Source organism: Pseudomonas sp. 8AS (genome assembly GCF_902506505.1).
Taxonomy (GTDB): Bacteria; Pseudomonadota; Gammaproteobacteria; order Pseudomonadales; family Pseudomonadaceae; genus Aquipseudomonas.
Genome location: NZ_LR733406.1, coordinates 1 through 26,707, shown reverse-complemented (window position 1 = coordinate 26,707; position 26,707 = coordinate 1). Strand labels below are relative to the sequence as shown.

The following is a 26,707-nucleotide window of genomic DNA, read 5'->3' as shown; positions in this document are numbered from 1 at the left end:
GAATCCGATGAGTGAAGTAGTCGAGCCGGTCGAAGACGGCGCAGTCGAGCGTCCGCACCGCGGCATCAAGAGTTTCGTCATGCGCTCCGGGCGCATGACCGAAGGCCAGCAGCGCGGCCTCGATCTGGGCTGGCCGAAATTCGGCCTGCAGCTGGAGGATGGCCTGCGCGATTTCGACCAGGTGTTCGGCCGCAGCGCGCCGCGCACCTTCGAGATCGGCTTCGGCATGGGCCATGCCACCCTGGAGATGGCCGCGGCCGCCCCCGAGCAGGACTTCATTGGCGTGGAAGTACACAAACCGGGCGTCGGCGCCCTGCTCAACGGCATGCTCACGCAGAACCTCAGCAACATCCGCGTGTACAGCTGCGATGCCCTGGAAGTGCTGCGCGATTGCGTGGCCGATGCCAGCCTCGATCGCCTGCTGCTGTTCTTCCCGGACCCCTGGCACAAGTCGCGTCACCACAAGCGCCGCATCGTCCAGCCGGCCTTTGCCGAGCTGGTACGGCAGAAGCTGAAGATCGGCGGCGTGCTGCACATGGCCACCGACTGGGAACAGTATGCCGAACACATGCTGGAAGTGCTGAACGTGGCCCCCGGCTACCGCAACCTGGCGGCCGACGGCCGTTGCGTGGAGCGCCCGAGCGAGCGCCCGGTGACCAAGTTCGAACGCCGCGGCGAGCGCCTCGGCCACGGTGTCTGGGATCTCAAGTTCCAGCGCATCGACTGATTCAACACCCCTGTGGAGCAGGGCAAAACCGACCGGGACCACCCGGCGCCAGGACGGCGTTTCACCTCACCCGATAGCTATCTGCAAGTGCGGCCTACACTGGCTACAGAAAAAGAACAGCGCCACGTACGACGTGGCGCGAGGAGATCGCTGTGTTGAGAACCATTGCAATTCTGCTGTTGGCAGCCGCCGCGCTGCCCGCCCAGGCGCGGGTCGATGCCGCCCAGGCCGCCCGTCTCGGGCAAGATCTGACGCCGCTCGGCGGCGAGCGCGCAGCCAATGCCGCCGGCACCATCCCGGCCTGGGACGGCGGCCTGGCCACTCCGCCGGCAAGCTACCAGCCGGGCATGCACCACCCCGATCCCTATGCCGGCGACGCCCAGCTGTACCGCGTCGACGCCAGCAACCAGGCGCAATACAAGGCCCTGCTGGCACCGGGTTTCCAGAAGCTGCTGGAAGATCATCCCGGCTACTTCCTGCGCGTGTTCCCGACCCACCGCAGTGCCGCCTCGCCGCAGCGCATCTATGACGCGACCCGCTACAACGCCAGCAACGCCGGCCTGATCTCCGGTGGCAACGGCGTCGAAGGCGCGGTCGCCGGCATCCCGTTCCCCTTCCCGCAGAACGGCACCGAGGCAATCTGGAACCACATCATGCGCTACCGTGGCGACCAGGCGCGCATGGTCACCAACCAGGCCGCAGTGCTCAACAGCGGCAGCTACATCCTGCTCAAGCGCGAGCGTGACCTGCTCTCGGTGTATGGTCGTGAGGGCATGACCCCGGGCGAGCTGGACAACACCCTGTTCTTCTACAAGTACGTGGTGACCGCGCCGAGCAAGCTGGCCGGCTCCTCCCTGGTGGTGCAGGAGACCCTCGACCAGGTCCTGGCCATCCGCAAGGCCTGGCGCTTCAGCCGCGGCGAGCGCCGCGTGCGCCGCCTGCCGATGCTCGCCTACGACTCCCTGCAGCCGGACACCAACGGCATGGCCACCGCCGACGTGGTCGACGCCTACAATGGCGCGCCGGACCGCTACGAGTGGACGCTGGTGGGCAAGCAGGAAATGCTCATGCCCTACAACAGCTACTCCGTGCACCAGAAGGGCATCCCCTACGAGAAGATCCTCCAGGAGAAGAGCGTCAACCCCGAGCTGCTGCGCTACGAGCTGCACCGCGTGTGGGTGGTCGAGGCCAATCTGCGCAAGGGCCACAGCCACCCCTATGCCAAGCGCCGCTTCTACCTGGACGAGGACAGCTGGCAGATCCTCGCCGTCGACCTCTACGACAAGAGCGGCGAGCTGATCGGCCTGCAGGAAGCCCATCCGATCAGCTACTACGAAGTGCCGGCGTTCATCAGCACCCTGGAGACCATCTACGACTTCAAGGGCGACCGCTACTTCGTCGACGGCCTGGACAACAACGAGCCGATGTACGACTTCAACGTCAAGCTGAGCAAGGGCGACTTCACCGCCGCCGCGCTGCGCCGCGAAGGGATCTGATCCCGGCGCCGACAAAAAAGCCCGCAGTCGCGGGCTTTTTTGTGTCTGTCGATCAGTCGTCGTGACCGTGGTGGTGCTTGTGCTTCTTGTGGCGCTTGCCGTGATGGTGATGGTCGTCGCTGTAGTAGCGCCGACGGCCATCGCCGTGGTCGCCGTCATCGCCGCCGTACTGGTTGCCCAGGGCGCCGCCGGCGCCGCCACCGACCGCGGCGCCGATCAGGCCGCCGGTGTCGCCACCCACTTTCTGCCCGATCACGTTGCCGCCGGCAGCGCCGAGGCCGCCGCCAATCGCCGCTTCGGTGCGGCTGCGCTTGTCGGCACCGACCGCGCTGCCGGCGGCGCCGCCGAGACCGGCACCGATGGCGGCGCCGGTATCACCGCCGACCTGCTGGCCGACCACTGAGCCGAGCACGCCACCCAGGGCGCCGCCGACACCGGCTTCGGTGTTGCCGGCCAGGGCGCCGGCGCTGGCCAGGGCGAGGGACAGCAGCAACAACGAGGAATACTTCATGACTACAGACCTCTGAGGGGAAATACGCGGGCGCATCTTGCCAGCGTCAGCGCCCGGGGCAAGCGCCGCCTGTCGGGGCTGCGAGGGCTGTCGCGGGGCGCGAAAATATCCGCGCAGGCGGCGAACCGCGTGGCTCGCCCGTGGTCTGCCGAACCTAGCCCGGCGCCCTGCCTGCAGCCTCGAGCCCGGCGCAGAGCTGGCGGTAATCCTCGACCGCGGCGAACTCCTCGGTGTCCCTGGCCGCCTTGCGGCTGTCCGGCTGGCGGATTGCCAGCAGGTGGCCGACACCGAACTGGCGGGCGCTGCGCAGGATCGGCAGGCTGTCGTCGATGAACAGGCTGCGCGCCGGCTCGAAGGGGAATTCCTGCTGCAGGGCGAACCAGAACTGCTGGTCTTCCTTGGGGAAACCATAGTCGTGGGAGCTGATCAGGCGGTCGAAGTAGGGTGCCAGCTCGACCCGCTCCAGCTTCAGCGACAGCGAATCGCGGTGTGCGTTGGTGATCAGCACCACCCGCTTGCCGGCGGCGCGCAGGGCCGCGAGGAAGGTGTCGGCAGCCGGGCGCAGGGCGATCAGGTGCGCCACTTCGCGCTTGAGGTCGCGCACCGACAGATTCAGCTCGCGGCTCCAGAAGTCGGTGCAGTACCAGCTCAGCTTGCCGGCGTGCTGCTGGAACAGCGGCAGCAGCTCGGCCTCGGCGGTGGCCCGGTCGATGCCGTGCAGTTCGGCGTAGCGCTGCGGCAGGTGCTCCAGCCAGAAGTGGTTGTCGAAGTGCAGGTCGAGCAGGGTACCGTCCATGTCCAGCAGAACGCTGTCGATGTCGGTCCAGGGCAGCAGGGGCATGGCGGATTCTGGCGTGAAAGGGTGAACGGGCGTGCGCGGTGCAATATCCACCACGGACAATCGTGATGGCCGGGGTATGATACCCGTTCGTTTCAAGGAGTGATCCCATGCGTGAGAAACCTGTCGTGCTGGCCCGCGAGATCGTTGCGAGCAGCCGCCTGTTCCGCGTCGAGGAGCTGCAGCTGCGCTTCGCCAACGGCGCCCTGCGCACCTACGAGCGGCTGGTCGGCAAGGGCGCCGGTTATGGCGCGGTGATGGTGGTGGCGATGCTCGATGGCGAGCATGCGGTGCTGGTCGAGGAATACTGCGGCGGCACCGACGACTACCAGCTGTCGCTGCCCAAGGGGCTGATCGAGCCGGGCGAAGATGTGCTCGAAGCGGCCAATCGCGAACTCAAGGAAGAGGCCGGCTTCGGCGCCCGCCAGCTGGAGTGGGTGGCCGAGCTGAGCCTGTCGCCCGGCTACATGAGCCAGAAGATCCAGGTGGTGCTGGCCCGTGACCTCTACGAAGAAAGCCTGCCGGGCGACGAGCCCGAGCCGCTGCGGGTCGACCAGATCGGCCTGCGCGAGCTGAGCAGCCTGGTGCAGCACCCGCAATTCAGCGAGGGGCGTGCTCTGGCCGCCCTGTACCTGGTCCGTGACCTGTTGAGCCAACGTGGAGAGTTTCGCCTGTGAGCCATCCCTATCTGCCGGCGGTGATCGCCCTGGTGCAGCGCGCGGGCCAGGCGATCCTGCCGCATTGGCGCAATGACGTGGCGGTGACCGAGAAGGCCGACGCCTCGCCGGTGACGGCCGCCGACCTGGCCGCCCACCATATCCTCGCCGACGGCCTGCTGGCGCTGGCGCCGCAGGTGCCGGTGCTGTCCGAGGAAGACAGCGCGATCGCCTTCGCCGAGCGCGCCGCCTGGCAGCGCTGGTGGCTGGTCGACCCGCTGGACGGCACCAAGGAATTCATTGCCGGCAGCGAGGAGTTCACCGTCAACGTGGCGCTGATCGAGCATGGCCGGGTGGTGTTCGGTGTGGTCGGCATCCCGGCCACCGGCCGCTACTACTATGGCGGCGCCGGCCTGGGCGCGTGGCGCGCGGAGGCAGGCGGCGAGCCGGCGGCGATCAGCGTGCGCGTGGCCCCGGCCGAGGCCTTCACCGTGGTCGCCAGCAAGCGCCACTCCAGCCCCGCCCAGGAGCGCCTGCTGGAAGGCCTGAGCGAACGTTTCGGTGACCTGCAGCTGGCCAGCGTCGGCAGCTCGCTGAAGTTCTGCCTGCTCGCCGAAGGCAGCGCCGACTGCTACCCGCGCCTGGCGCCGACCTCGCAGTGGGATACGGCGGCGGCCCAGGGCGTGCTGGAAGGCGCCGGCGGCGAGGTGCTCGACCTCAAGGGCGCGGCGCTGACCTACGAGGCGCGCGAAAGCTATCTCAACCCATCCTTCCTCAGCCTGCCGCAGGCCGCCGCCTGGCGCGCCGAACTGGTGCAGCTGGCCCGCGCCCTCGACTGAGGGCCCTGGGTCGGGGGCTGCTGCGCGGCTGGTGGGCTGTGTTAAAACAAAGGCATAGCCCGCCGCGTTGAAACGGACCCCGAGCATGAAAGACCAAAGTGCCTACCTGGAGCACCTGCTGCACCAGGACATCCCCCTGACCCAGGCCCTCGGCCTGGGCGTGTCCGGCTGGGATGGCAGTGAACTGCGCCTGAGCCTGCCGCTGGCGGCCAACCTCAACCACAAGAGCAGCATGTTCGGTGGCAGCCTGTATTGCGGTGCCGTGCTGGCCGGCTGGGGCTGGCTGCACCTACGCCTGCGCGAGGCCGGGGTGACCGATGGCCATATCGTCATCCAGCAGGGGCAGATCGATTACCGCGAGCCGGTGCTGGGCGACGCCCTGGCGGTTTGCGCCGCGCCGCCCGCCGCGCAGTGGGACAAGTTCCTCGCCCTCTACCAGCGCCGCGGCCTGGCCCGCATCAGCCTGCATAGCCGCATTCTGGTGGACGGGGCCGAGGCGGTGCGCTTCAGCGGCCAGTACGTGCTGCACCGCTGAAGCCGCTGGCGTAGGGCGCACCAGGGGCTCGCATGGGCTTGCTGGTGCGCATGGCGCACCCTACGGATCGCGTGCTTACAGCATGTCGCTGTAGCGCTCGTCCTGGCGGTACGACAGCGGCTGGGCGAAGCCCGGCACGCGGATGCCCTCGGCGCTGAACTGCAGCTGGCGGTCGTCGATCAGGTCATGGCCGAAGTTGTAGAGGATGTCGAACTGGCCGAGCAGGGCCTGCCGGTCGTAGGCCGCGGCGGCGGCGCGGGTGTGCTCGCGCTTGGCCTGCCAGGCAGCGAACGCGGCCTCGCCATGCCGCTTGCGCAGCATGCGTTCGGCCACCTGCGGGCCCAGCAGCACGCCGGTGGCGTTGTTGCCGCCGAAGCCCTTGGAGTTGATGAAGCAGACTTCCGGGTTGTCCAGCTGGCGGTCGTGGGTGTCCAGGCTGAGGTGCTGGCGATGCACGTCGTCGGCCACCCGGTCGATGGTCTTCAGGCCGGGCAGGATGCCGTAGCGGAAGGTGCCGAGGGCGGCGATCAGCTGGTCGGCGCTGGCGCTGGCCAGGGAGTGGCCGACGAAGGCCTTGGCCGCGGTGACCGGCCATTGCTCGATGGCGAAGGCGGCGGCGACCCGGTCGAGCAGTTCCGATTCGGTGACCCGGTTGGCCGGGGTGCTGGAGCCGTGGGCGTGGACGAAGCTGCGCAGGCGCACGCCGTCGCTGCCGACCAGCTGCGCGGCGCTGGCCACGGCCTTGGCCAGGGTCAGGTAGTTGCCGGGGCCGGGGGCGGAGATCGACTTCTTGAAGCCGTCGGCATTGATGAACACGTCCGGCACCGCGCCGTGGATGTCGGCGCCCAGCTGCAGGGCCAGCTCGTCGTCCATCAGCACGACGAACTGCGCCGATTCGGACAGGGTGAAGCCGCAGTTGTCGCCGAACGGCCGGCTGGCGCGGCGGAAGTCCACCTGCTCCTGGCCGCCGACCTTGCGCAGGCCCTCTTCGGTGGCCAGCGCGCCCATGGCGCCGTAGCCGTCGATGCACTCCTGGGTGATCGGCGCTTCGCTGTTGCCGACCAGGGCCACCCGCGCCTTGCCGCTGGCGATCTGCTCGATGGCCTTCTGCAGGTTGTAGAGGAAGGTGGCGCAGGCGCCGGTGACGCTGCCGGTGGTGCCGACGCTGCCCAGCACATAGGCGTTGATGAAGTCCGCCGGCATGCTGTTGAGGCCCAGCGGGCACTGCTTGGCGGTGACCCGGCCGCCCTTGAGGCGCGATTGCAGCATGCCGCCGAAGCCGTTGTCGTCGAGCTGGCTCATCAGGCTGCCGGCAAACACGGCGATCTCGTCGGGGCTGACCTGGTCGACGATCTGCTGCCAGGGCAGGCCGATCGAGCGCAGCGCATCGGTGGCGCCGGTCACCGCCAGCTGCAGGCCGCGCGGGTGGAAATGCGAGTGGTACAGCTCGCCCGGCTCGAAGCCGCTGGGCAGCTGGCCGGCGGACTTCACCGCCAGGGCGCGGTAGCTGTCGACCTTGAACTCGCAGCTGTCGTGCAGGGTCACCCGCACCTGCTGCTCGTCCAGTTCCTCGACGCTCCAGTTGGCCGGCAGCGGCTCGGGCAGCTGCTTGCGCAGGGTGGTGAACTGGGCCTGGCTGACCTGCAGGTTCTTCTGCCAGTGGGCCGCGTCGACATCCAGGTGGCGTTTCTCGATGCGCCGCACCAGGGTGCCGGCGAGGATCGCCTCGGCATGCTCGGCCTCGATCTCGGCCAGGCTCAGCGGGGCGCCGGCCAGGCTGTGGTACTGGCCGTCGATCACCTGCACCAGCTTCATCATCACGGCCAGGCCGGCCAGGGTCTGCTGGCGGGCGGCGGCATCCAGGGTTTCCAGCACGGTGCGGCGGAAGCCATGGTGGAAGGAACTTCTGCCCGCGGCGTTATAACCGCCGAAACCCACAATGACGGGTAGTCGAGACATCACTCGGAACTCCTGCAATCGACCTGTCGCACGGGTGGCCGCTGGGTGCGCAGTTGCCGGTGACTAGACGGCGGCAACAGGCTCCACGGGCCATACGGCAATGCCGGGTGGCGACTCAAATGAATCGGGATACCTGAATGACGCAGATGGTGACTGTCGAGTCACGCCCAGGGGCTTCAGTCAGGCTCGTCGGCAGCGCTGCCGGCGAACTCCAGGCCGTGCTTGCGCAGCTTGTCGTGCAGGGTCTTGCGGGCGATGCCGAGGGCTTCGGCGAGGCTGCGCAGGGAGTTGTGCGGCTTGTGCATTTCCGCGCTGATCAGCGCGCGCTCGTAGGCCTCCACCTGCTCGCCGAGGCTCTGCCCGCTGCTGCTGCCCGGCATGCTGCCGCCCGGCTGCTCCAGGCCCAGCTCCAGGCCGATGGCGAAACGCTCGGCGGCATTCTGCAGTTCGCGCACGTTGCCCGGCCAGTTGTGCCCCAGCAGCAGGGCGCGCTGCCCGGCCTGCAGGCTGCGCGTGGGCAGGCCGTGGCGGCTGCTGGCGCTGTCGGCGTAGTGCTGGAACAGCAGCAGGATGTCCTCGCCGCGCTCGCGCAGCGGCGGGATGCGCAGCGGGGCGACGTTCAGCCGGTAATACAGGTCGGCGCGGAAGCGGCCCTGGTCGGCGGCCTGGCGCAGGTCTTCCTTGGTCGCGGCGATCACCCGGATATCCAGGGGGATCAGCTGGTTGCCGCCGAGGCGCTCGACCACCCGCTCCTGCAGCAGGCGCAGCAGCTTGACCTGCACGTCCGGGCTCATGCTCTCGATCTCGTCGAGGAACAGGGTGCCGCCGTTGGCGAACTCGAACTTGCCGATGCGGCGTTTCTGCGCGCCGGTGAAGGCGCCCGGCTCGTGGCCGAACAGCTCGCTCTCGACCACCGATTCGGCCAGGGCGCCGGCGTTGATGGCGACGAACGGGCCCTTCTTGCGTGCGGACAGGTCGTGCAGCGCGCGCGCCACCACCTCCTTGCCGGCGCCGGTCTCGCCGAGGATCAGCACATCGCTGTTGATCGCCGCCAGGGCGCCGACCTGCTCGCGCAGGCGCAGCATGGCCGGCGACTGGCCGAGCAGGCGCGCACCGAGCTGGCTGCGGTCAGCCAGGGCCAGGCGCAGGCTGCGGTTGTCCAGCACCAGGCGGCGCACCTCGAGGGCGCGGCGCACGCTGTCGAGCAGGGCGTCGCTGGCGAAGGGCTTTTCCAGGAAGTCGTAGGCCCCGGCGCGCATGGCCTGTACCGCCAGCGGCACGTCGCCGTGGCCGGTGATCAGCAGCACCGGCAGCTCGCCGTCCTGTGCATGCAGCTGCTGCAGCAACTGCAGGCCGTCGAGGCCGGGCATGCGGATATCGCTGACCACCACGCCGGGCCAGTCGGCCGGGATGCGCTGCGCCACGCCCTGGGCGTCGGCCAGGGTTTCCACGCGGAAGCCCGCCAGGTCGAGGGTCTGGCTGAGAGCCTGGCGCAGATGGGCATCGTCGTCGATCAGCAGGACCTGGATGCGGCTGTCGATGGCTCGGCTCATGAAAACTCCTCGGGTGGCTCAAGGTTGGCGCCGGGCGTGGCATGGCGCAGGCTCAGGGTGACCAGCGCGCCACCGTCGGGGTGGTTGGCCAGCAGCAGCTCGCCGCCCAGGGCGCGCATCAGCGTCTCGCAGATGGCCAGGCCGAGGCCGAGGCCCTGGGTGCTGGTCTTGGTGGTGAAGAAGGGCTCGCGGGCGTGCTCCAGGGCCTGGGCGGAAAACCCCGGGCCATTGTCGCGCAGGACCAGGTTGACGCCCTCCGGCGTGCTTGCGGCACTCAGCCACAGGCGCCGCGGCGGCGCCTTCTCGCCGAGCGCGTCGAGGGCGTTGGCCAGCAGGTTGCCGAGCACCTGGCGCAGGCGGGTTTCGCCGGCCTGCACCCACAGGGTGGCTTCCGGCAGGTCGCGGATCAGCTCCACCTCCAGCGCTCGCCGGCGCTTGGCCAGCAGGGCCAGGGCGTCGTCCAGGGCCGGTTGCAGAGCCACGCTTTCCGGCGCGTGTCTATCGCGCCGGGCGAAGGCGCGCAGGTGGGCGATGATCGAGGCCATGCGCCCGGTCAGCTCGCTGATCTGCTTGAGGTTGCCGCGGGCCTCCTCGGTGCGCTGGTGGTCGAGCAGCACGCCGGCGTTGTCGGCGTAGCTGCGGATCGCCGCCAGCGGCTGGTTGAGCTCGTGGCTGATGCTCGCGCTCATGGTGCCCAGCGCCGTCAGCTTGCCGGCCTGGACCAGGTCGTCCTGGGTGCGCAGCAGCTCCTGCTGGGCCTGCTCGCGTTCCAGCACCTCGTCCTTGAGGCGGTTGTTGAGGCTTTCCAGCTCGCGGGTGCGTTCCAGCACGCGGATTTCCAGCTCGCGCTTGGCGCGGGCGTCCAGGGCAATGCGCTCGATGTAGTGACGGCGGCGCTGCAGCAGCAGGCCGAGCAGGGCGAGCAGGGTCAGCAGGCTGGCGCCGCCGATGGCCAGCACGGTCCGCACCGGGCGTTCGACCTGGCCGCGCGGGGCGAGGATGCTCACCGTCCAGCCGGTTTCGGCCAGCTCGCGGCTCTGCATCAGCCAGGCCTTCGGCTCCAGCTGCAGCGGCTGTGGTTGCTGGGTCGGGTAGGGCTGGTCGGCAGCGATGCGGGTCAGTTCCTCCCCGGTCAGTGGCCGGCTGGCACGAAAACGCCAGTCCGGGTTGGAGGTGAGGATGACCACGCCGTTGCTGTCGGTCACCAGCAGTTGCTCGGGGGTCTTGCCCCACAGCCGCTCGGTGTAGTCGAGGTCGACCTTGAGTACCAGCACGCCGAGGCGCCGTTCGCCCTCGCGCACCCCGGCGGCGAAGTAGTAGCCGCGCTTGCCCGAGGTGGTGCCGAGGCCGAAGAAGCGCCCCAGGCGACCCTCGCTGGCGGCCTGGTAGTAGGGGCGGAAGGTGAAGTTGCGACCGATGAAGCTGTCGGCCTGGTCGTGGTTGGAGGCGGCGCGGGTCACCCCCTGGGCGTCCAGCAGGTAGATCACGTCGGCGCCGGTCTGCTCGCGCACGCGTTTGAGCAGCAGGTTGGCCTTGTCCAGCGCCGCGCTATCGTCTGGCTTCAGCAGCGCGCCGCGCAGGTCCGGCAGGTCGCCGAGCACCGGTGGCAGTACCTCGAAGCGGCGCAGGGTTCCGAGCAGGTTGGCCACGTACAGGTCGAGGGTCTGGCGGTTCTGCTCGATCAGCTCGTCACGGTAGTAGCGCTCGGCCAGCTGCTGCAACGGCCAGAGCAGGGGCGCCAGCAGCAGGGCCAGCAAGGCCAGGCTGCGCCAACGCGGGCGGCGGGGTGTCGGGATCGGGGTCATGCTGCACTGCGCCTGAGGGTCAGGGCCATTATGCCTCGAATGAGGTCATTCCACGGCATCCGCCGCTCGTGCTGGCGAGCGGCGAAATGGCATGGGGCACCAAGGGACAACAGACCCTAGAGGGCGGCGATCAGTGGAAGGGGAAGATGTAGTTCATCCAGGCCGCCATGCGCAGGAGGATCTTGCGCATCACCGCCACGTGGTGAAAGTGCTCGGTATACAGCGCTGCCTGACCATAGGCGCCGCCCGGCATGAGGTCGCGATACTGCTCGAACTCCGGATCGGTCACTTCCAGCAGTACCGGCACGCGCCCGGCGGGTGGCGAGCCGGTGTAGGCCACCAGGTTGCCGCTGGGTTGTACCTGGCCTTCGGCGATGACCGGCAGGACCATCTTCACCTTGGCCTTGAAGACCTTGCCAGGCAGCCCGTCGAAGGCGATTTCTGCCTCATCGCCTGTGCTCAGGCGCAGCTGGCTGTTCTGCCGCATCCAGGCGACGTAGACGTAGTCTTCCTGGGGCACGAAGACCATGGCCGGGCGCAGCGGCATCTTCACCGCATAGACCCCGGGGCGCAGCACAACCTGGGTCACATAGCCGCGCGAGGGTGCGCGCACCACTGTGTTGTCCAGGTCGAACTGGGCGATGTTGAGCTGGGCCTGCAGGTCATCGACGCGGGCGTTGAAGACATCGACGTCGCGGCGATTGCCCAGGTTGCGCTTGGCCAGTTCGCTGGCGCGATACAGATCGGCCCTGGCCGAAACCAGCTGGGCCTTGAGCGACTTGACGCGATTCTCGAACGGCGTCGGGTCGATGCGGAACAGCACGTCGCCCTTGTTCAGGATCACGTTGCCGCTGACCGGCACCTCGATCACCTGGCCGCTCACCGCCGGCACGATCGGGGTGCTGACGAAGTAGCTGCGCGACACCTCGGAATAGGGGTGGTTGTAGTTCATCAGGAAAATCAGCGTGCCGATCAGCACGATGCCGCCGAGCACGGCAGTCGGTACGGTCCACTTGGTCAGCGGAATCCTGAAGACCTTGAAGATGACCACGCAGATGGCGGTGTAGGTAAGGATCAGCAAGAGGTCCATGGTTCAAACCTCCTGTTGTGGCGCAGGCGGTGCCGTTTCGGCGCTCGCTGGTGGTGGTGCCTCGCTGGCGGCCAGGCGGGCCTTGAGTTCGCCGAGTTCCTGTTCCAGGGCCTGCAGGCGCGACTCCTGGGTCGGCGTCGTGGTCGAGAAGCCCCAGCCACGGTCCTCGCGGTACAGGGTTGCCCAGATCCACAGAAACGGCCAGATCACATGCAGGGTGAACAGGCTGACCCAGCCGGCGACGAGAATCGCATCCTGCTGCGGATGCTTGCGGTGCACGGCTATCTCGTAGGGAATGTCGTGGATGGCGATCACCCCGTAGAACAGAATGATTGCCACAAGAATCAGTATGCCCAGCGCTATGTAATCCAGCATTCCTTGTCTCGCTCCCAGTGAGTCGCCGAGCCCTGAGGCTAACAGCTGGCTCGATGGGTGGCGAGAGGGCTTGGCTTGACTCGCGTCAAATACCGGCAACGCAGCGCATCCCGGCTGGGGGATGGGCGCATGGACTGCCGGTGTGCGGAGGCATAAACGAAAAAGGCCACCTTGCGCTGAGCCCGAGTCGTCGAAGATGGGGTCGGCACCGGGGGGGCACATCGTGGGACTGTGGGGCCTGCAAGAGCCCCGACAGCCTGAGGCTCAGGCGAACACTCCACGTGAGGCTGATCAGGCTACTGGCTTGGCCACCGCTCCAGCAGCGGTTGAATAACCGCCAATGCCGTTTGAAAGTCCAATTGCTCCATGGCCAGGTCCAGCCCGATCCGGTCATCGCCGCCCAGTTTGGCCAGCAATGCTGATCGCAGGCGGCCGTAGAGTTGGCAGGCATCCAGATCCCGTTGCTGCAGCAGAGCATGCAGCTGAGTCAGCTGGGTGAGATCGCAATCCAATGGCGCATGCGCGCCGGTTTCACCGCTTGCCTGTCTTGCAAGCCAGAGTTCTGCAGCCCTCAGCGTGGCCTCCAGCTCCTGCGTGACCACAGGAAACAGGGTATCGACACGCATGCGGTTGTTATCGCTAATGGCGCATTCGATTTGCAGGGCAGTTGCGGCAAAAGGCTTTGCCCCTAGCGTGCCCAGGGAGCCTCGCAACGTGTGGAAGAGTCTGGCTGCATCCTTGTGCCGCCCTTCCTGCCAGGCGCGATGCGCGTCGGTAACGGGGGCGAGTCCATTGGCTACCGTTCTCTTGACCTGCGCAATGAGGCTATCAAGATAGGCTGGGTCGTCGTTGCCCAGGCCGAGCAACGGGCCGACATCAAAGACTGCCAGGTTCTCGACCATGAGCGTCGGGGCTGCGGGCTCCGGGGCGGATGCCTGCGCATTTGCCGTCTGGATGACCGGGGGCAGGTGTTGACGGATGGTGGCCAGCATCTGCTCACCATCAATGGGTTTCGCGAGGAAGCCATCCATGCCGGCCGCTGCGCACTGCTCGCGCTCGTAATTCAGTACCCCGGCAGAAACAGCCAGTATCGGCAGTTTCAGTTGCAAGTCATGGCGGATTACCCGGGTCGCAGAAAAACCATCCATGACCGGCATATGCACGTCCATGAGCACTAGCTGATAACGCTGCGGATCGGCGCGCAACCTGTCGACGGCCTGCTGGCCGTTGTCGACAATCTCCACGCTGGCGCCGGCGTGCTCCAGCATGCCCTTGGCCACGAATTGATTCAGTGAGTTGTCTTCGACCAGCAGCAGGCGTACGCCTTGCAATGGCTTATCTGCGGCTGAATGCACCTTGCCGGAGTGCGGGGGAATATTCAGATCCATGCGCGCGGCCTGCACCTCATGCAGGCTGTCGAACAGGCTGGAACTGGTGACGGGCTTGATTAATACGGCATCGATGTCTGTCGCCGCGGGTGACTGCATGAGCGTGCCGTGATTAAAGGCATTGACCATGACGACGCCGGGGAGGCAGCGCATCGGGAGCGCCGCACGGATCTCCTGCAGGGTGCGCAGCCCATCCATGCCGGGCATCTGCCAATCCGCGACAACCGCATCATAGAACTCGTCGCGCAGGGCCAGCTGACGCACCCGCTCCAGCGCCTGTTTGCCGGACGCCACGCCATCGACTTGCCACTGCCAACTGGTGATTGTCTTGCGCAGATAGTCGAGGCTGGTCGGGTTGTCATCGACGACCAGGATGCGCAGGCGGCCACGCGAGCGAGCGTTGTCTTCGCTTGCCTGGCCTGGCTGCCGCGCAAGCGGAAGCACAACCTGGAACTCGCTGCCGGCACCAATCGTGCTGTCGAGGCTGATGGTTCCGCCCATGAGGGATACCAGGCGTTTCGAAATCGCCAGGCCCAAGCCCGTGCCACCAAAACGACGAGCGATGGAGCTGTCGGCCTGGGTAAAGGGTGCGAACAGGCGCGCCTGTTGCTCAGGCGTTATGCCGATGCCGGTATCACGTACCCGCAAGCACAGGCTGGCGGTCTGCTCATCGGCGCTCACCCGTTGCACGAGTAAGGCGACTTCCCCCTGCTCGGTGAACTTGATGGCATTGCCAATCAGGTTGACCAGCACCTGCTGCAAGCGCTGCGCGTCACCGATGAGCGCGTCCGGCACATCGGGCTCAACCCCGATCACCAGCTCAAGGTCCTTGTCGGCGGCGTTGACCGACATGACCGTGGCCAGCGCACTGAGCACATCGTCCAGGCGGAACGGTGCGGGGGCGATTGCCAAATGCCCGGCCTCCAGCTTGGAGAAGTCCAGTACGTCGTTAAGAATGGCGAGCAAAGATTCGCCCGCCCCCCGGAGCATCTGTAGATATTTGCTCTGCTCTACGGACAGGTGGGTATTCGACAGCAATTTGCTGATGCCCAGCACCGCATTCATCGGGGTGCGGATCTCGTGGCTCATGCTGGCGACGAAATCGCTTTTCGCCCGACTGGCATCCTCGGCTCGCTCCATGGCGTCGAGTAGCAGCTGCGCCGCTTCCTTCTCATGGCTGATATTTTTGCCAATGCCGAGGAATCCCATTACCTCGCCAGCCGAATCACGCATGGCGGTAACCGTGAGCTGCACGGGGAGTCGTGAACCATCCTGGCGCACGTAGGTCCATTCGCGCGTCTCGGCCCGGCCCTGGCGGGCCATCGCGACAAACACCTCGAAGCCCGTAACCGGGTGGCCCAGAAGCCGGCTCAAAGCAGCGCCGCGTGCTTCCACTTCCTCGCGCACATGCAGCACGGACGGCGTCTGCCGATTGACGAGGTCGACGTCGCGGTAGCCCAGCATCTGCTCGGCCCCGGTATTGAATATCTTGATGGTGCCGCTGACATCGGTGGCGATGATTGCGAATTCACTGGCCGCATTGACCAGCGTGCCAAAGCGGATCTCGGACTCGGTAAAGGCGACGGTCAGCTGCTCGGCGAGCGTCTTGGCGTCCTCGCGCAGGGTGGTCAAATTTCGCACCACAAAGAACAGCAGGAGGCTGATCAGCGAGCCGCCCACCAGCACCACAATCGATTTCTGGCGGTCTATCGAGGTTTCAAAGGCCGGCAGTGTCGTGATTTTGAGCGTCCACTGGTGCTCGGCAAGCGATATCGTGGTTTGTCGGGTGAGCGGGTTGGGATATTCGGCCTGCTGCTCCGCTGACAGTGAGCCACTGGAGTACATCAGGGCGGATTCGTCGACCCTGTCGCCATCAAAAATCTGCAAGGCAATTTCAGCGGTTTTCGTGCCAAGTGTGCCAGTCATGAAATCGTTCATCCGGAACGGGCTGTACACAAAGCCTTCCAACGCCTCCCTGCGCTCGACTGGCGTCGCGAGTGGCACACCCTTACGGTAAACCGGCAAATACAGCAGGGCACCGGTCTGTACGTCGCTATTGGTCTCCTGCACCAACCTGACCTTGCCCGAGAGGGTCGGCAGACCCGAGTCTCTTGCCTGGGTCAGGGCGGCGCGGCGCACCGATTCAGTCAGCATGTCGAAACCGAATGCCCGCAGATTGCGCCCGGTAAAGGGTTCAAGAAACAGGATCGAGGTGTATTCCGCTCGTTCTCCCGCGGGCCAAACCCGAAAGTCTGGGAAGCCTTCCTCCCGCACCCCGTTCTCCAGCGCGACCTTCTGCTCGGGGCTGAATAGTTTGGCGAAACCTATACCCTGAATGCCCGGATAGGTTTGCTCTACGTGTTGGGACTGCACGAATTCCCGCCATTCATCTCGTTCGACCGATGCGGAGGCGCGGAACAGGCCTTGCCCGCCGCGCAGCACTTGTTCATAGGTTTTCAGGCGCTCGTCGATGCGCTGCTGTACGTCGTGTACCAAATATTCAAAGCGATCAGTGGCTTGAACTTGCGCTCCGGACGCCACGAAATGCCAGGCCAGCACGGTCAGGCCAAGGCTGACCAGCAGCGCCAGCCACTGTGGGCGAACCTGGCGAAAGGGCACTGTGCCCAATGCCTCCGGCAGAGCCCGTGCCCGTTCAGTGAGGTCGGTCGCCAGCACCAGACCGGTGATACTGGCGAGCGCAATGAAGATTTCCAGGGTCAGCAGGGATTCATTCAGCGTGCCGGTCGCAAAGGGGCCGTAACCCTGTGTCGTGCTCCAGACGGCACTGCCGGTGACCAGCAACAGGACTGCGGTGACGCCGTGCAGCCCGTAGCGATAGGCGGTCCAGGCGATGGCCGGCAACAGTAGATACACCAGTGCCCGATTCTCGGCGTCGCTGGGAATGCGCTGGCCGAACAGAACCAGCAGTGCCAGCACCAGCGCCAGCGCGGACAGGCCCATCTCGACGACCGACCGAGCGGGCCAGGGTGGTTCGAATCGGGTTGCCCAACTGACCAGCAGGGGCGTCAACATGACAATGCCGGCGGTATCGCCCAGCCACCAGGTCGTGAAGATGACCGTGTGTGCGGCTTCCGGTGCGATGCCACTGAGGATCAGGCTGCTGGTGCCAATGCCGGCACTGACCGTGCACATCAGCAGGGTGATCAGCCCAAACTTGGCGACCGATAGCGGTGTCGGAAGAAAGTGTTCGGACTTCACCCAGGCATGCAACAAATAGCAACCGAGCATGGCTTCGAGGGTGTTACCGACGGCAATGGCCAGCGATACGAGGATCGAAGTGCTGTCCGCGGCGACATGATTGGCGGCAAACACGGCGAAGTTGGCGGCAAAGGCACCGATAGTAATGGCTGGCCAGATGCGATAGCCGAACAGCAGCAGGGCGGCGAAGGCGATGCCCGAGGGCGGCCAGACCGGTGATGCGTTGGTGTTGGCGAAGGCCAACAGCAGCCCGAGGCGGGCAGCGGCATAGTAAACACCGGCCAGGACCACGAGAGCGACCAGCCATTGCACGCGAGTCGTTGGGTGCAGCGTTTTATACCGCATGGGGGAAGCCCCTTCCGGTCTGTCTGGCAATCATGGCCAGTTGTTTACGATGGCTCGGTTACGGCCGTCCGTTTTCGCTTGGTAGAGCGCCTGGTCGGCGGCGGCAATCAGCTGTTGCGTGGAGTCCTGGGCCGACGGCACCAGCGAGACCAAGCCGACGCTGATGGTGACCGTAGGGGCGGTTGCCGAACTCTGATGAGGAATCTGCAGTTCCTGTATGTGCTGGCAGAGCCAGCGGCCGTATTTCTCGGCGCCAGCAGCGTCGGTGTGCGGCAGGATGACCGTGAACTCTTCGCCACCGTAACGCGCCACCAGTTCACCCGGACGGCGAGTGGCGGTGTCGATGGCATTGGCCACGCCCTGCAGGCAGGTGTCTCCCTGAGGGTGGCCGTAGTGATCGTTGTAGGCTTTGAAATGATCGACGTCGATGATCGCCAGGGCCAATGGCAATTGCTGTCGCCGGTGCCGCTCGAACTCCTGTGCCAGCATCTCATCGAAGTAGCGGCGGTTGTACAGTGCGGTTAAGCCGTCGCGGTTGGCAAGCTGGCGCATCATGGCCGAGTGTTGTTGCAAGCGCAGGTGGGTCTGAACGCGGGCCCGCACCACGGGCGGATTGAACGGCTTGCTAATGAAGTCCACTGCGCCAGCTTCCAGCGCCGCAATCTCATGCTCCATTCCGCTGTTTGCGGTGACAATGATGACGGCGCAATCCTTGGTCGCCGGGTCGGTCTTGAGCGCGGCGCAGACCTCGTAACCGTTCATGCCGGTCATTTCCACATCCAGCAAGATCAGCGCCGGCTGCTGTCGCTGGGCCAGCTGTATGCCTGCTTCGCCATTGGTGGCAAACAGGATCTTGCCTTGATCCTTGAGCATGCCGTTCAGCAAGCGAATGGTATCGACGCTGTCGTCGATGATCAGGATCAGGTTCGATCCGGCGTCTGACTCCGCCATTGAGACATCCTATCGAGTAGATCGTTGGCCATTATTGTATCGACCGCCAAGAGCCGGCGGGAGCCACTAGCGTCTGTCGGGCGGGTAGTTTGCGAGGCAAACAGCTCCTTCTGGGTGGTGATGCCTGCCACAGTGAGCATCCAGGGCTCATGAACCCCGCCAAGGGCACGGTAGTCGGCATATGTCCTATCCTGCATGCGATCGCTGTACGGGATTGTCGAGGCCCTTGAAATTATCCAGCCCCGGCAACGCTAGTGTGCCCCCATCCTTTACGGCCCCGCGTCTTCCGGCCCGCGGCCCTGACGATTCAGCTCATGCCCGCGAGCCGCTTCAGGCGCTCAATGACGGCGGGTGGTTCGTTACCGCAAAGAGCCGCAGCCAGACGCATCAGCACTTGCTCACGGTGTACCTGAACATGCGGCAAGGCATACGCCGAGCCAATCAGCTCGCGTAGTGCCCTCGGCACCCCCCAGTAAGCCTTGAGGGCAATCGCAAAGGGTTGGGCGTATTGGTCGATAGCTCGGAGCACGGCATCATCGTCCAGAAAATTTCCTTGCTCCGCCCACAACTGGGCTTGTTGCAGCACACACAGCTCCCCGATGCGGTGCAGCAGTGCCGCCATCTGCAAGGCGCCATGCTCGACGCCACAATGGCGAGCCAGCTGAACCACTTTGTCTGCCAAGCGCTCCGAAGTCTCCAGATGCTCCCGAACCAGGATCGAGAGGAAGGGGTGCTCCTGCTCGCAGGCTTGCCGCAACGCCAGGGCAATGGCCAGATTGAGGCTGGTGCGCCCGCCCAGGCGTTTGAGTGCATCCGCCAGGCTGGTGCAGCGCTGCTCTCCGGAAACATAGGCGGGGCTGTTGGCCGCGGAAATCAGATAGGCGCAGAGTGCGGGATCGTGCAGCCAGTCCTCGGTCAGCTCGCGGAAATCCACTGGGGTTCCACGCGTAGACTGCATCAGTCTGTCCTTCACCCGCAGCAGCATCGGCAGATCAAGATCAGCGGCGGAGCGACTGGCCAGGAAGGTGTTCAGGTCGTCGTGGTTCTGTTCCTGGACCACCAGCATGTCGTCCACCGGCAGCAGCTTGTCCAAGCACTCTAGAACCTTGGGGACCTCGAAGGGCTTGGTGATGTAAGCGCTGATGGCCAGTGGGCGCGCGGCAAGGACGCTGTCGCGATCGGCCCGTCCGGTGATCACCACCAGGGGAATCTCCCCGTCCTGTGCGCGGATAAGCTGCAGCAGACTCAGGCCGGTGTCGTCCGGCAAGTTCCAGTCGGACAGCACCAGGTGATACTTGTTGCTCTGCCATCCCGCATAAGCAGTTTGGACGTCTCCGAAGCAGTCGACACTTGCGCCGGGCCGCTTGTTCAGCACCAGCCGCCGCAGTAAGTCGGCTAGCCACGGGTCGTCGTCCACGACCATTACACGCATCGAAGCTCCTATGGGTGCCAGGCCCGCCTACAAAAGCTGTACTGGGGGCGCCCCTCACCCTCTTTGCACCTGTTTGGATACTGCCTGCAGCAGACGTCCAGTTCCATCACCAATGGCAGTATACCGGGAGATATGCCCCTGGACCGTTTGAGCGGGCACCCGCACAGCCCAAGCGATGCGCAGCACGTCCTCCACCACAAGGAGCTGGCGGTGGATGCAATCTATGATCGCCATGCCTACTCCGATGAGAAACCGTGGCTCTCAGCGAATGGCGCGGTTCTCAAGGGGGGTGTTGCAGGGCGGTGCAGCGAGTGGTTTGCCAGTGTCTCGACGCTTGGTGGGTATCTCTGGGATGAGAGGCTGCACGGCCAGCATGTGCTGGAGAGAGTAAGGGAGCTTTGAACGGGCGGGTTGGAGTTTGTGGGCTACAGGATATTCGATCCCAGGACCTTTCAGGGGGCATGGGCCCATCCCGGCCAGATGGGGCTGGATGCCAAGTGCCTGCCCAATCCTACCGCGTGCTGATTTTTGGCAACAAAAAAGGGTTACGCTTTCACGTAACCCTTTTATTTGTATGGTGCCGGCACCAGGAATCGAACCCGGGACCTACTGATTACAAGTCAGTGACAAAGCCCCATTATTCACAGGTCGTTTGATTAAAATTGACAGCATTGACGAGTTGTAAATTACTAAATTTAAAGGGTTTTAACGTATTTACTGGCTTTCTAGGCTGAATATAACCATTGTTTGTTTTTTAGTCAAAGCCCTACCCCAGCCCTACCCCAAGCGCTATAATCCCTACCCCAACCCTACCCCAGAAACGGTCAGGATTTCGGTATGAAAACGCGCGTCGCCATGAACGAACATACCCTCAAGCGGCTCAAATATGATCCCGCCAAAGGGCGTACCGAATACCTTGATCCTGCCATGCCTGGGCATGGCACCTTCGGGGTGCGGGTCAACAAGACATGCAAAAGTTTCATCTTGCTGTACAGCTTCCATAACCATCCACGGCGCATGACCCTGGGCACTTACCCCGATTTGTCTCTCGCAGAGGCGCGCGCAAAAGCCATGCAGGCCGTTGAGCTCCTCAAGCAGGGCATAGATCCGGGACAGAAGAAGATTGTCGAGTTGGTCGAGTACCGCACCAGTCCGACGTTCGAAGAGGCAGTTGTCAGCTACCTAGAGTGGGCCGAAAAGAACAAAAAATCGTGGCGTGAAGATGAGCGCATGCTGCGCACTGAGTTTGTGCCTCACCTCGGGCGCACCAAGATCGGTGATGTCACCCGTAAACAGGTCATGGCGCTGCTTGATCACAAGGCCAAGACCGCCCCGGTGCAAGCCAACCGTCTGCTGGCCGTCATCCGCAAAATGTTCAACTTCTGCGTCGAGCGCGAGATTCTCGATGCCACACCCCTGGTGCAGATCAAGAAGGTGGCCAAGGAAACGCCGCGCGAGCGCAGCCTCAATCGGCACGAGTTGGTGTGGTTTCTCCACCAATTGGCCGGAGCCTCGCTGACGACCAATACGCGCTTTGCTCTGCTGCTGAGTCTGATGCTGGCGCAGCGCTCGGGGCGCGTGGTTGCAATGCGTTGGGTCGACTTTGACCTCGACGACCTGATCTGGGACCGCAGTGGCAAGTTCGAGAAGAACAACAACCCGATTGCTATTCCGCTCTCGGATGATGTGCTGAGTATTCTGAAATATTTGCGCGAACGACAAATTCAGAAAGTGATGTCGAGTAACCCCGAGCACTGGGCGAATAGTAAGACGCTCCCCAGTCCTGGGCAGTATGTTTTTCCAGGACGTTGGCCTGCCAAGCCGCAGACGCAACCGTCGCTCAACCGCGCGATGCGCCGCTTCTACGATGATTACGTGAAGGATTCGGCGCGAGTCGAAGAGGAAAGCCTGCTGCGTGTCGCGGACGGCTATTCGCGTCCAACCGTACATGACCTGCGTCGTACGGCGACCACGCATATGTCCAGGCAGGGGCTGGGAAAGGAAGTGCGCAGCCGTATCCTCAACCACAAAAACCTGTCAGTGGATGCCATCTATGACCGGTACTCGTACTTTGAGGAAAAGGCTGAGGCTCTCCAGGGCTGGCATGCCTATCTGAAGGGGTTGCTGCAGAAGGAGTTTGGTGATGTGGATTGGGTTGAGTTCTACGGGCGGCGTATGGAGGCCCAGGCGCCAGACGAGGAGGGCGATGCGTGAGATTGGCCCCTGGGCCCGGGTGTGCTGACGCCCGGGCCCAGACGGCGATGGCGCTGAGGGAGCTAGCGCGCGTCAATCGGTCCGAGCTGGCGGGTCATCTCTACGATCACAATGCTGACGATGGCGCGCAGCAAACGCATCTCTCCGGCCAGTGTCGCTTTCAGTGCCGGGCGCTGTGCGGCCAGTAGGCTGTTTTCCTGCTCCACTTCTGCCAACAACTGCTTTGCCTGTGTCGAGACTAGGATCACCAGGCGAGTGATCGCCTTGCGGGCTGTGCCGGGTTTGATGCCCATCACCTCGGCAGCGGTCAGCAGCAGGGCAGGGGTCACCTGGCTCAGACGCGCTTCGCCCTCGATGGGCCAGGCCAGGGTAGCGGCCTGCGGCCAGGCGTCTTTTTCGAACGCGCGGGTGCCGTAGACCGACATGCACAGCAGGTCGTAGAACGGCGCCAGGCGGACTTTGGAGCCGTAGGTCAGGAAACTGAGGTTTTTCAGGTGCGCATCTTCGTTGCCGACCAGCACGTTGAACACCAGCCACTCGAACAGGGCCAAGCGGGCTACCGCCGCCGGGGCGCAGAGTGCGGCCACCTCGGCCAGCCTGGTGACACTGCCGGCGCTGTATTTGAACTCCCGTGACAGCCCCAGCAACTGGCAGGTATCCAGGCAGTGCTGGCGCTGCCAGTGCCCGGCATCGTGGGTGCGGTCAAAGCGCGCTACCAGATAGACCGGCTCCGGGACATACAGGCGCGTCACTTCGGGCACGGCCAGGCCGGCGCGCTTGGCTAGGGTCATCACGAACCATTCGTTGATGACGGAGTGGGCCCAGGCCCGGTCTGGGTGATCGGGTTTCAGAATGTGCGTCGAGGGAGTGGAGCCCTCCGGGTCGAACAAGGTGCCGTCCCGGTAGATGACCGCCATCTTGTGCTGTGCCCCGGCCAGCGACATCTTTTTCGCCGAGCGATAGGCCAGCGGTACCTGCGGCATATGTTGGATACGCTGGGACAGTTCCTCGAAGGGCAGGGATTTTTCGGTGCCGTTGGCTGGGCGGGTATCGGGCGGTAGCAGGGTGAGTGAGCCGGCGGACTCAGCCCCGTAAACCTGCAGCAGGGCAAAGGCATCTTCCACGTTGGCCGCCGAGGCCTTGGCGAGGAGGGCGCGTTGCCCCTCTTCCGGTAGGAGGTTGTCGAAATACCACTGCACCGGACGGTGGGAGGCGCCGTCGAGGTGTTCCTCGGGTTGCAGGGGTAATCCCGGGCACACCGGGAAGGCACTGTTGCTGGCCAGCCACGCAGGAGCATAACCGAACGCCCACAGCCCATTGTGCTCGCGGATGTAGCCCACAAGTGCGTCGTTGATCCAGACGTTCAGGGTGCGCGGGGTCATGTGCGCTCACCTTGGGGCGACTTCACTTGCGCCGTAGCGGACGGTGCCGCCTGCTGCTCGCGGCGTTTGGCGAGGGTGGCTTGGGTGTCTTGGGCATACGGTTCCGGTACCTCTACCGAGACGGTCAGGCCCAGTTCCTGAATGATCTGGAAGAGTTTTCCCCATTGCACGGTCTCGCCGCCGCGCTCGACCTTGCCGAGAAAGTTTTCGCTTACGCCGATGCTGCCCGCAGCATCGTCCTGGCGCATGCCCATGGCCTTTCGGCTGGCGCGGATGATTTCGCCGAGGTCGGCAGGGGACTCAATGTCGAATTTCATAAATCCTCACGACTGAGCGGTTTTATGGCTGGTGCAAGGCCATAGGATTAAATTCCGCATGTTCGTGAGGATTTTAGATGCTTCGTGCTGATCTACAACATAATCCTCACATTCGTGAGGATTTATACGAGATGTGGGCTGAGCGGTTGACGACTGGATAACCAGCGCAGCTGCAGCGAGATAGCAAAGAGGCCGGTCAAGTGACCGGCATTTTTTTGCCTGAAAGGACCATAGGACTTTTGATCCTATGATCGATTCTGCAGTGCTGGTCGGAGGAATATTGTGTCGACCGCTTGAGCCAGAATCCGTATCAAAGGCTGGTCACTACTCAATCGCCGAGGGTTTCGTGGAGGCCTCACTCTTGAGACTCTCCCGGTGAACTGGCCCAGCAGATCGGTGAGAACGCGCGCGCGCTGCGTTTGGCGCAGAACCTTTCGCGCAAGACCCTGGCCGAGCGCGCCGGTGTTTCAGAATCGACCATCAAGCGTTTTGAAACGACAGGGCAAATCACCCTCGATGCGTTGGTGCTGTTGGCCTCGTCTTTGGGGGTAGCGCAGCAGCTGTCTGAGTTGTTTATACAGGCACAGCCCGTCTCCCTGGCTGAACTCAAGCAGAGCGGACGCGTCCGGGGGCGCAAATGAAGAGCGTGGCCTCAGTTGAGGTGCTGCTCGCGGGTACTCGGGTGGGCGAGTTGGTGTCTGTCACCCAGGTCGACAAGCTGCTGCACGGCGACGAGAACGTCGTCTGCGCCGATGCCGGCTACACCGGCGTCGAAAAGCGCTCCGAACATGCTGACCGAGAAGTGATCTGGCAGGTCGCGGCACGCCGCAGCACCTACAAGAAGCTCGATAAACGCAGCGCCCTGTACAAAGCCAAGCGCAAGATCGAGAAGGCCAAGGCACAAGTGCGAGCGAAGGTCGAGCACCCGTTTCAAGTGGTCAAGCGCCAGTTCGGTTACGTGAAGGTGCGCTTCCGTGGCCTGGCCAAGAACACTGCGCAGTTGGTGACGCTGTTCGCGCTGTCGAACCTGTGGATGGCCCGCCGACATCTGCTGACTACCGCAGGAGAGGTGCGCCTGTAATGTGGGAAATCGCCGCTGCGAGGTGCTCGCGGCGGCTGAAAAAACAGAAATAAGCGGATGATCTGATCGCTTTTGATCTATTTGCCGCTTTCAAAATTGGCAGGGGCTGAAGTCGACCAGAAATGCGTGACTACTTCAGACCATCCTTAGTGATGCCCGGTTTGTTGGGGCTGGCCTGCCTTGAACTGTTTGGTGGGCGTCTGAGAATTGAATCGTTCGAAGGTCCCTGCCGTGGGACGCTCGATAAAGGGCTCAATGTCCCCCAAAAATCGCCCCAGCGGCGAAGCAGGGAATATTGCCTCGTAGGTCGAATGGCACTCCGTGGCAGGTAGCGACAGTTTCCGGTGCCGCCAGCCAATCTGATTCCTATTTACGGCAGTTTCGGGCAGAAGCCGTCACTGATGGCCTGCGACCTATAGGCAGATTGCGCTGCATGCCAGGCGGTGCGGCTATTCTTTTCGAGCAGATACCGCAACCACTACCTCCGATCACACAGAACTCTGCACACCCTTAATACGCAACAGAGAATCAGCTTGCCCGATAGCGGTTAGGCAGTTTGATATTGAATTTGATCGCCAAGGCACGCAGCACAAACGCGACCATAAAACCGCCAAGCAAATCGTAGCTATTCGAGTGACCCAGAGTGCTGAGGCCGTAGTAGGTAACAGAACCTGCCAGGGTGGTAGTTATATACAGTTCTTCGTTCATGAGGGTCAGATTGCTGCCACATAACACATCGCGGGCAATCCCGCCAAATGTGGCGGTTACAACGCCCATGCAAATTGCGATCAGCGGCGAAGCCTCAGCCGCCAGAGCAACTTCAGTACCCACCGCCGCGAACAATGCGATGCCGATGGCATCCATCCAGAGCAAAGCACCTGTCAACGAAGTCAGCCTGGGCGCAACGAAATATGTGGCTGCAGAGGAAGCAAGGCAAATCACAATCCAGATAGGTTCCCTAATCCAGAAAACAGGTAGATTCCCCATCAGCACATCACGCAACGTGCCGCCCCCAATACCCGTGGCCGTTCCAATCAGCATAAAGCCCAAGATATCCATCTTCAGCCTCGCTGCACTCAGCGCTCCGGAAATGGCAAAGACTGCCACCGCACATAGCCCCATGATATTCACTACAGCGGTAAGGTCGAACAACACAAAACTCCTCTCTTACAACAAAACAACCATATTCAGTATCGCCTCATGCCAAACCTTGTTCGAGCGTAAAACCGGGCAGAAGTATTCGTCCCCTTTGACAGGCAACGCTCAGCTTCCTGCCACCCAAGCGCATCAGAAACGCCCGGCCCCACCTAGTAGCATGCACAGATGAAGCTTAAGCGGCCGAAAGACCCTCGCTCCACCGATCTGCCCGAGTTGCCTCATTTGCTCGTTACGGGAGATGTGTGGGCACCATAAGCCCGGTCTTGACGTTGCTCATCGAGACCAGGGTCTTGAAGCGCTTGACATTGTTGTTCTCGAAGAACAGCTGCCGTGTCAGCTCGGTGTACTGCTCCATGTTCTTCACCAGTATGATCAGCACGAAGTCGCATTCGCCAGCGACGTAGTAGCACTGCTGCACCTCTGGGCAAGCCAGGAAGGTGCGTTTCATGCTGTCGAGCAGATCCAGGCGTTCGCTTTCCACCTCCACCTGGGCGATCACCGTCAACGTATAGCCCAAGCGCGTCGGGTCGACGATGGCCACGGTTCTCTGGATGACGCCATCGGCGTTCATTTTCTTCAGGCGGCGATTGACTGCAGCGGAGGACAAATTCACCTCGGCGCCCAGCTCTAGCTGCGAGGTGGTGGCGTCACGCTGCACTGCCTCTAACAGCGCTAGGTCGAACGAATCGAGACTCATACTGGGTGCCTCTGCGGATTCCACGCCATTCGGACACTCAGCCCACGCTGATCCGGACACCTGTTCCACGATCATTCGGACAGGCAGTCGGAGCGCAGCGACGCAGGAGTGGCATTGTTAGTCTGAGGTGCCCGGCGTC

The 26,707-nt window shown here is 63.8% G+C and carries 21 protein-coding genes and 1 pseudogene; 8 read left to right on the top strand and 14 right to left on the bottom strand.

Going from position 1 to position 26,707, the window contains the following annotated elements:
* Positions 1-7: 7 nt before the first annotated feature.
* Positions 8-727 (top strand): tRNA (guanosine(46)-N7)-methyltransferase TrmB, encoded by a 720-nt coding sequence (trmB, locus tag GV001_RS00110; RefSeq protein WP_160076911.1) that lies wholly within the window; start codon positions 8-10, stop codon positions 725-727.
* Between the two features lie 152 nt (positions 728-879).
* Positions 880-2,223 (top strand): DUF1329 domain-containing protein, encoded by a 1,344-nt coding sequence (locus GV001_RS00105; protein ID WP_160076909.1) that lies wholly within the window; start codon positions 880-882, stop codon positions 2,221-2,223.
* A gap of 52 nt (positions 2,224-2,275) precedes the next feature.
* Here the strand turns inward: GV001_RS00105 and GV001_RS00100 are convergent, their stop codons facing one another.
* Both GV001_RS00100 and yrfG read right to left on the bottom strand, forming a co-directional pair.
* The gene (locus tag GV001_RS00100; RefSeq protein WP_160076907.1) at positions 2,276-2,734 is read right to left on the bottom strand and encodes a YMGG-like glycine zipper-containing protein; all 459 of its coding nucleotides are present in this window, start codon (positions 2,732-2,734) and stop codon (positions 2,276-2,278) included.
* Between the two features lie 154 nt (positions 2,735-2,888).
* Entirely contained in the window at positions 2,889-3,575 is a 687-nt protein-coding gene (gene yrfG / locus GV001_RS00095) for a GMP/IMP nucleotidase (RefSeq protein WP_160076905.1), read from the bottom strand.
* 107 nt (positions 3,576-3,682) lie between these two features.
* On the opposite strand from yrfG, the gene nudE reads away from it, so the two are divergent.
* From nudE to GV001_RS00080, 3 genes are all read left to right on the top strand, one after another.
* On the top strand, positions 3,683-4,249 hold the full coding sequence (gene nudE, locus GV001_RS00090; RefSeq protein ID WP_160076903.1) for an ADP compounds hydrolase NudE: 567 nt from the start codon (positions 3,683-3,685) through the stop codon (positions 4,247-4,249).
* Positions 4,246-5,067 (top strand): 3'(2'),5'-bisphosphate nucleotidase CysQ, encoded by an 822-nt coding sequence (gene cysQ, locus GV001_RS00085; protein WP_160076901.1) that lies wholly within the window; start codon positions 4,246-4,248, stop codon positions 5,065-5,067. Before nudE ends, cysQ begins: the two co-directional genes overlap by 4 nt.
* A gap of 85 nt (positions 5,068-5,152) precedes the next feature.
* Entirely contained in the window at positions 5,153-5,602 is a 450-nt protein-coding gene (locus GV001_RS00080; RefSeq protein WP_160076899.1) for a thioesterase domain-containing protein, read from the top strand.
* A 75-nt stretch (positions 5,603-5,677) separates the two neighbouring features.
* On the opposite strand, the gene GV001_RS00075 is transcribed toward GV001_RS00080, so the two are convergent.
* From GV001_RS00075 to GV001_RS00040, 8 genes are all read right to left on the bottom strand, one after another.
* Complete coding sequence (locus tag GV001_RS00075; RefSeq protein ID WP_160076897.1) at positions 5,678-7,561, bottom strand: beta-ketoacyl synthase; 1,884 nt, start codon at positions 7,559-7,561, stop codon at positions 5,678-5,680.
* Positions 7,562-7,737: 176 nt separating this feature from the next.
* Entirely contained in the window at positions 7,738-9,114 is a 1,377-nt protein-coding gene (locus GV001_RS00070) for a sigma-54 dependent transcriptional regulator (RefSeq protein ID WP_160076895.1), read from the bottom strand.
* The gene (locus tag GV001_RS00065; protein WP_160076893.1) at positions 9,111-10,919 is read right to left on the bottom strand and encodes an ATP-binding protein; all 1,809 of its coding nucleotides are present in this window, start codon (positions 10,917-10,919) and stop codon (positions 9,111-9,113) included. The genes GV001_RS00070 and GV001_RS00065 overlap by 4 nt, the downstream gene beginning before the upstream one ends.
* A 130-nt stretch (positions 10,920-11,049) precedes the next feature.
* A complete protein-coding gene (locus GV001_RS00060) occupies positions 11,050-12,009 on the bottom strand; it encodes an HlyD family secretion protein (protein WP_160076891.1) in 960 nt (319 codons plus the stop codon).
* Positions 12,010-12,012: 3 nt separating this feature from the next.
* Positions 12,013-12,384: a DUF3302 domain-containing protein gene (locus GV001_RS00055; RefSeq protein ID WP_160076889.1), complete on the bottom strand. Its 372-nt coding sequence runs from the start codon at positions 12,382-12,384 to the stop codon at positions 12,013-12,015.
* Positions 12,385-12,680: 296 nt separating this feature from the next.
* Positions 12,681-17,336 (bottom strand): CHASE domain-containing protein, encoded by a 4,656-nt coding sequence (locus GV001_RS00050; protein WP_160076887.1) that lies wholly within the window; start codon positions 17,334-17,336, stop codon positions 12,681-12,683.
* A 30-nt stretch (positions 17,337-17,366) separates the two neighbouring features.
* Positions 17,367-18,287, bottom strand: coding sequence for a diguanylate cyclase domain-containing protein (locus tag GV001_RS00045; protein ID WP_160076885.1), 921 nt, complete (start codon positions 18,285-18,287; stop codon positions 17,367-17,369).
* 307 nt (positions 18,288-18,594) lie between these two features.
* Entirely contained in the window at positions 18,595-19,719 is a 1,125-nt protein-coding gene (locus GV001_RS00040) for an HDOD domain-containing protein (protein ID WP_160076875.1), read from the bottom strand.
* 837 nt (positions 19,720-20,556) lie between these two features.
* Here GV001_RS00040 and GV001_RS00035 point away from each other — a divergent pair.
* Positions 20,557-21,933, top strand: coding sequence for a site-specific integrase (locus GV001_RS00035; RefSeq protein WP_160076873.1), 1,377 nt, complete (start codon positions 20,557-20,559; stop codon positions 21,931-21,933).
* Between the two features lie 62 nt (positions 21,934-21,995).
* Here the strand turns inward: GV001_RS00035 and GV001_RS00030 are convergent, their stop codons facing one another.
* Positions 21,996-23,315: a HipA domain-containing protein gene (locus GV001_RS00030; RefSeq protein WP_160076871.1), complete on the bottom strand. Its 1,320-nt coding sequence runs from the start codon at positions 23,313-23,315 to the stop codon at positions 21,996-21,998.
* Positions 23,312-23,632, bottom strand: a complete 321-nt coding sequence (locus GV001_RS00025) for a helix-turn-helix domain-containing protein (RefSeq protein WP_160076869.1) — start codon at positions 23,630-23,632, stop codon at positions 23,312-23,314. Before GV001_RS00025 ends, GV001_RS00030 begins: the two co-directional genes overlap by 4 nt.
* Positions 23,633-24,012: 380 nt before the next feature.
* Between GV001_RS00025 and GV001_RS00020 the strand changes: the two genes are divergently transcribed.
* Positions 24,013-24,273 carry a helix-turn-helix domain-containing protein gene (locus tag GV001_RS00020; RefSeq protein ID WP_160083079.1) on the top strand — a complete coding sequence of 87 codons (261 nt, stop codon included), beginning with the start codon at positions 24,013-24,015 and terminating at the stop codon, positions 24,271-24,273.
* 50 nt (positions 24,274-24,323) lie between these two features.
* Positions 24,324-24,713 (top strand): annotated as a pseudogene (locus tag GV001_RS00015) (transposase); the annotation flags it as partial.
* Positions 24,714-25,241: 528 nt separating this feature from the next.
* On the opposite strand, the gene GV001_RS00010 reads toward GV001_RS00015, so the two are convergent.
* Both GV001_RS00010 and GV001_RS00005 read right to left on the bottom strand, forming a co-directional pair.
* Entirely contained in the window at positions 25,242-25,865 is a 624-nt protein-coding gene (locus GV001_RS00010) for a trimeric intracellular cation channel family protein (RefSeq protein WP_218582968.1), read from the bottom strand.
* 235 nt (positions 25,866-26,100) lie between these two features.
* Complete coding sequence (locus GV001_RS00005; protein ID WP_160076865.1) at positions 26,101-26,568, bottom strand: Lrp/AsnC family transcriptional regulator; 468 nt, start codon at positions 26,566-26,568, stop codon at positions 26,101-26,103.
* Between the last annotated feature and the right edge of the window lie 139 nt (positions 26,569-26,707).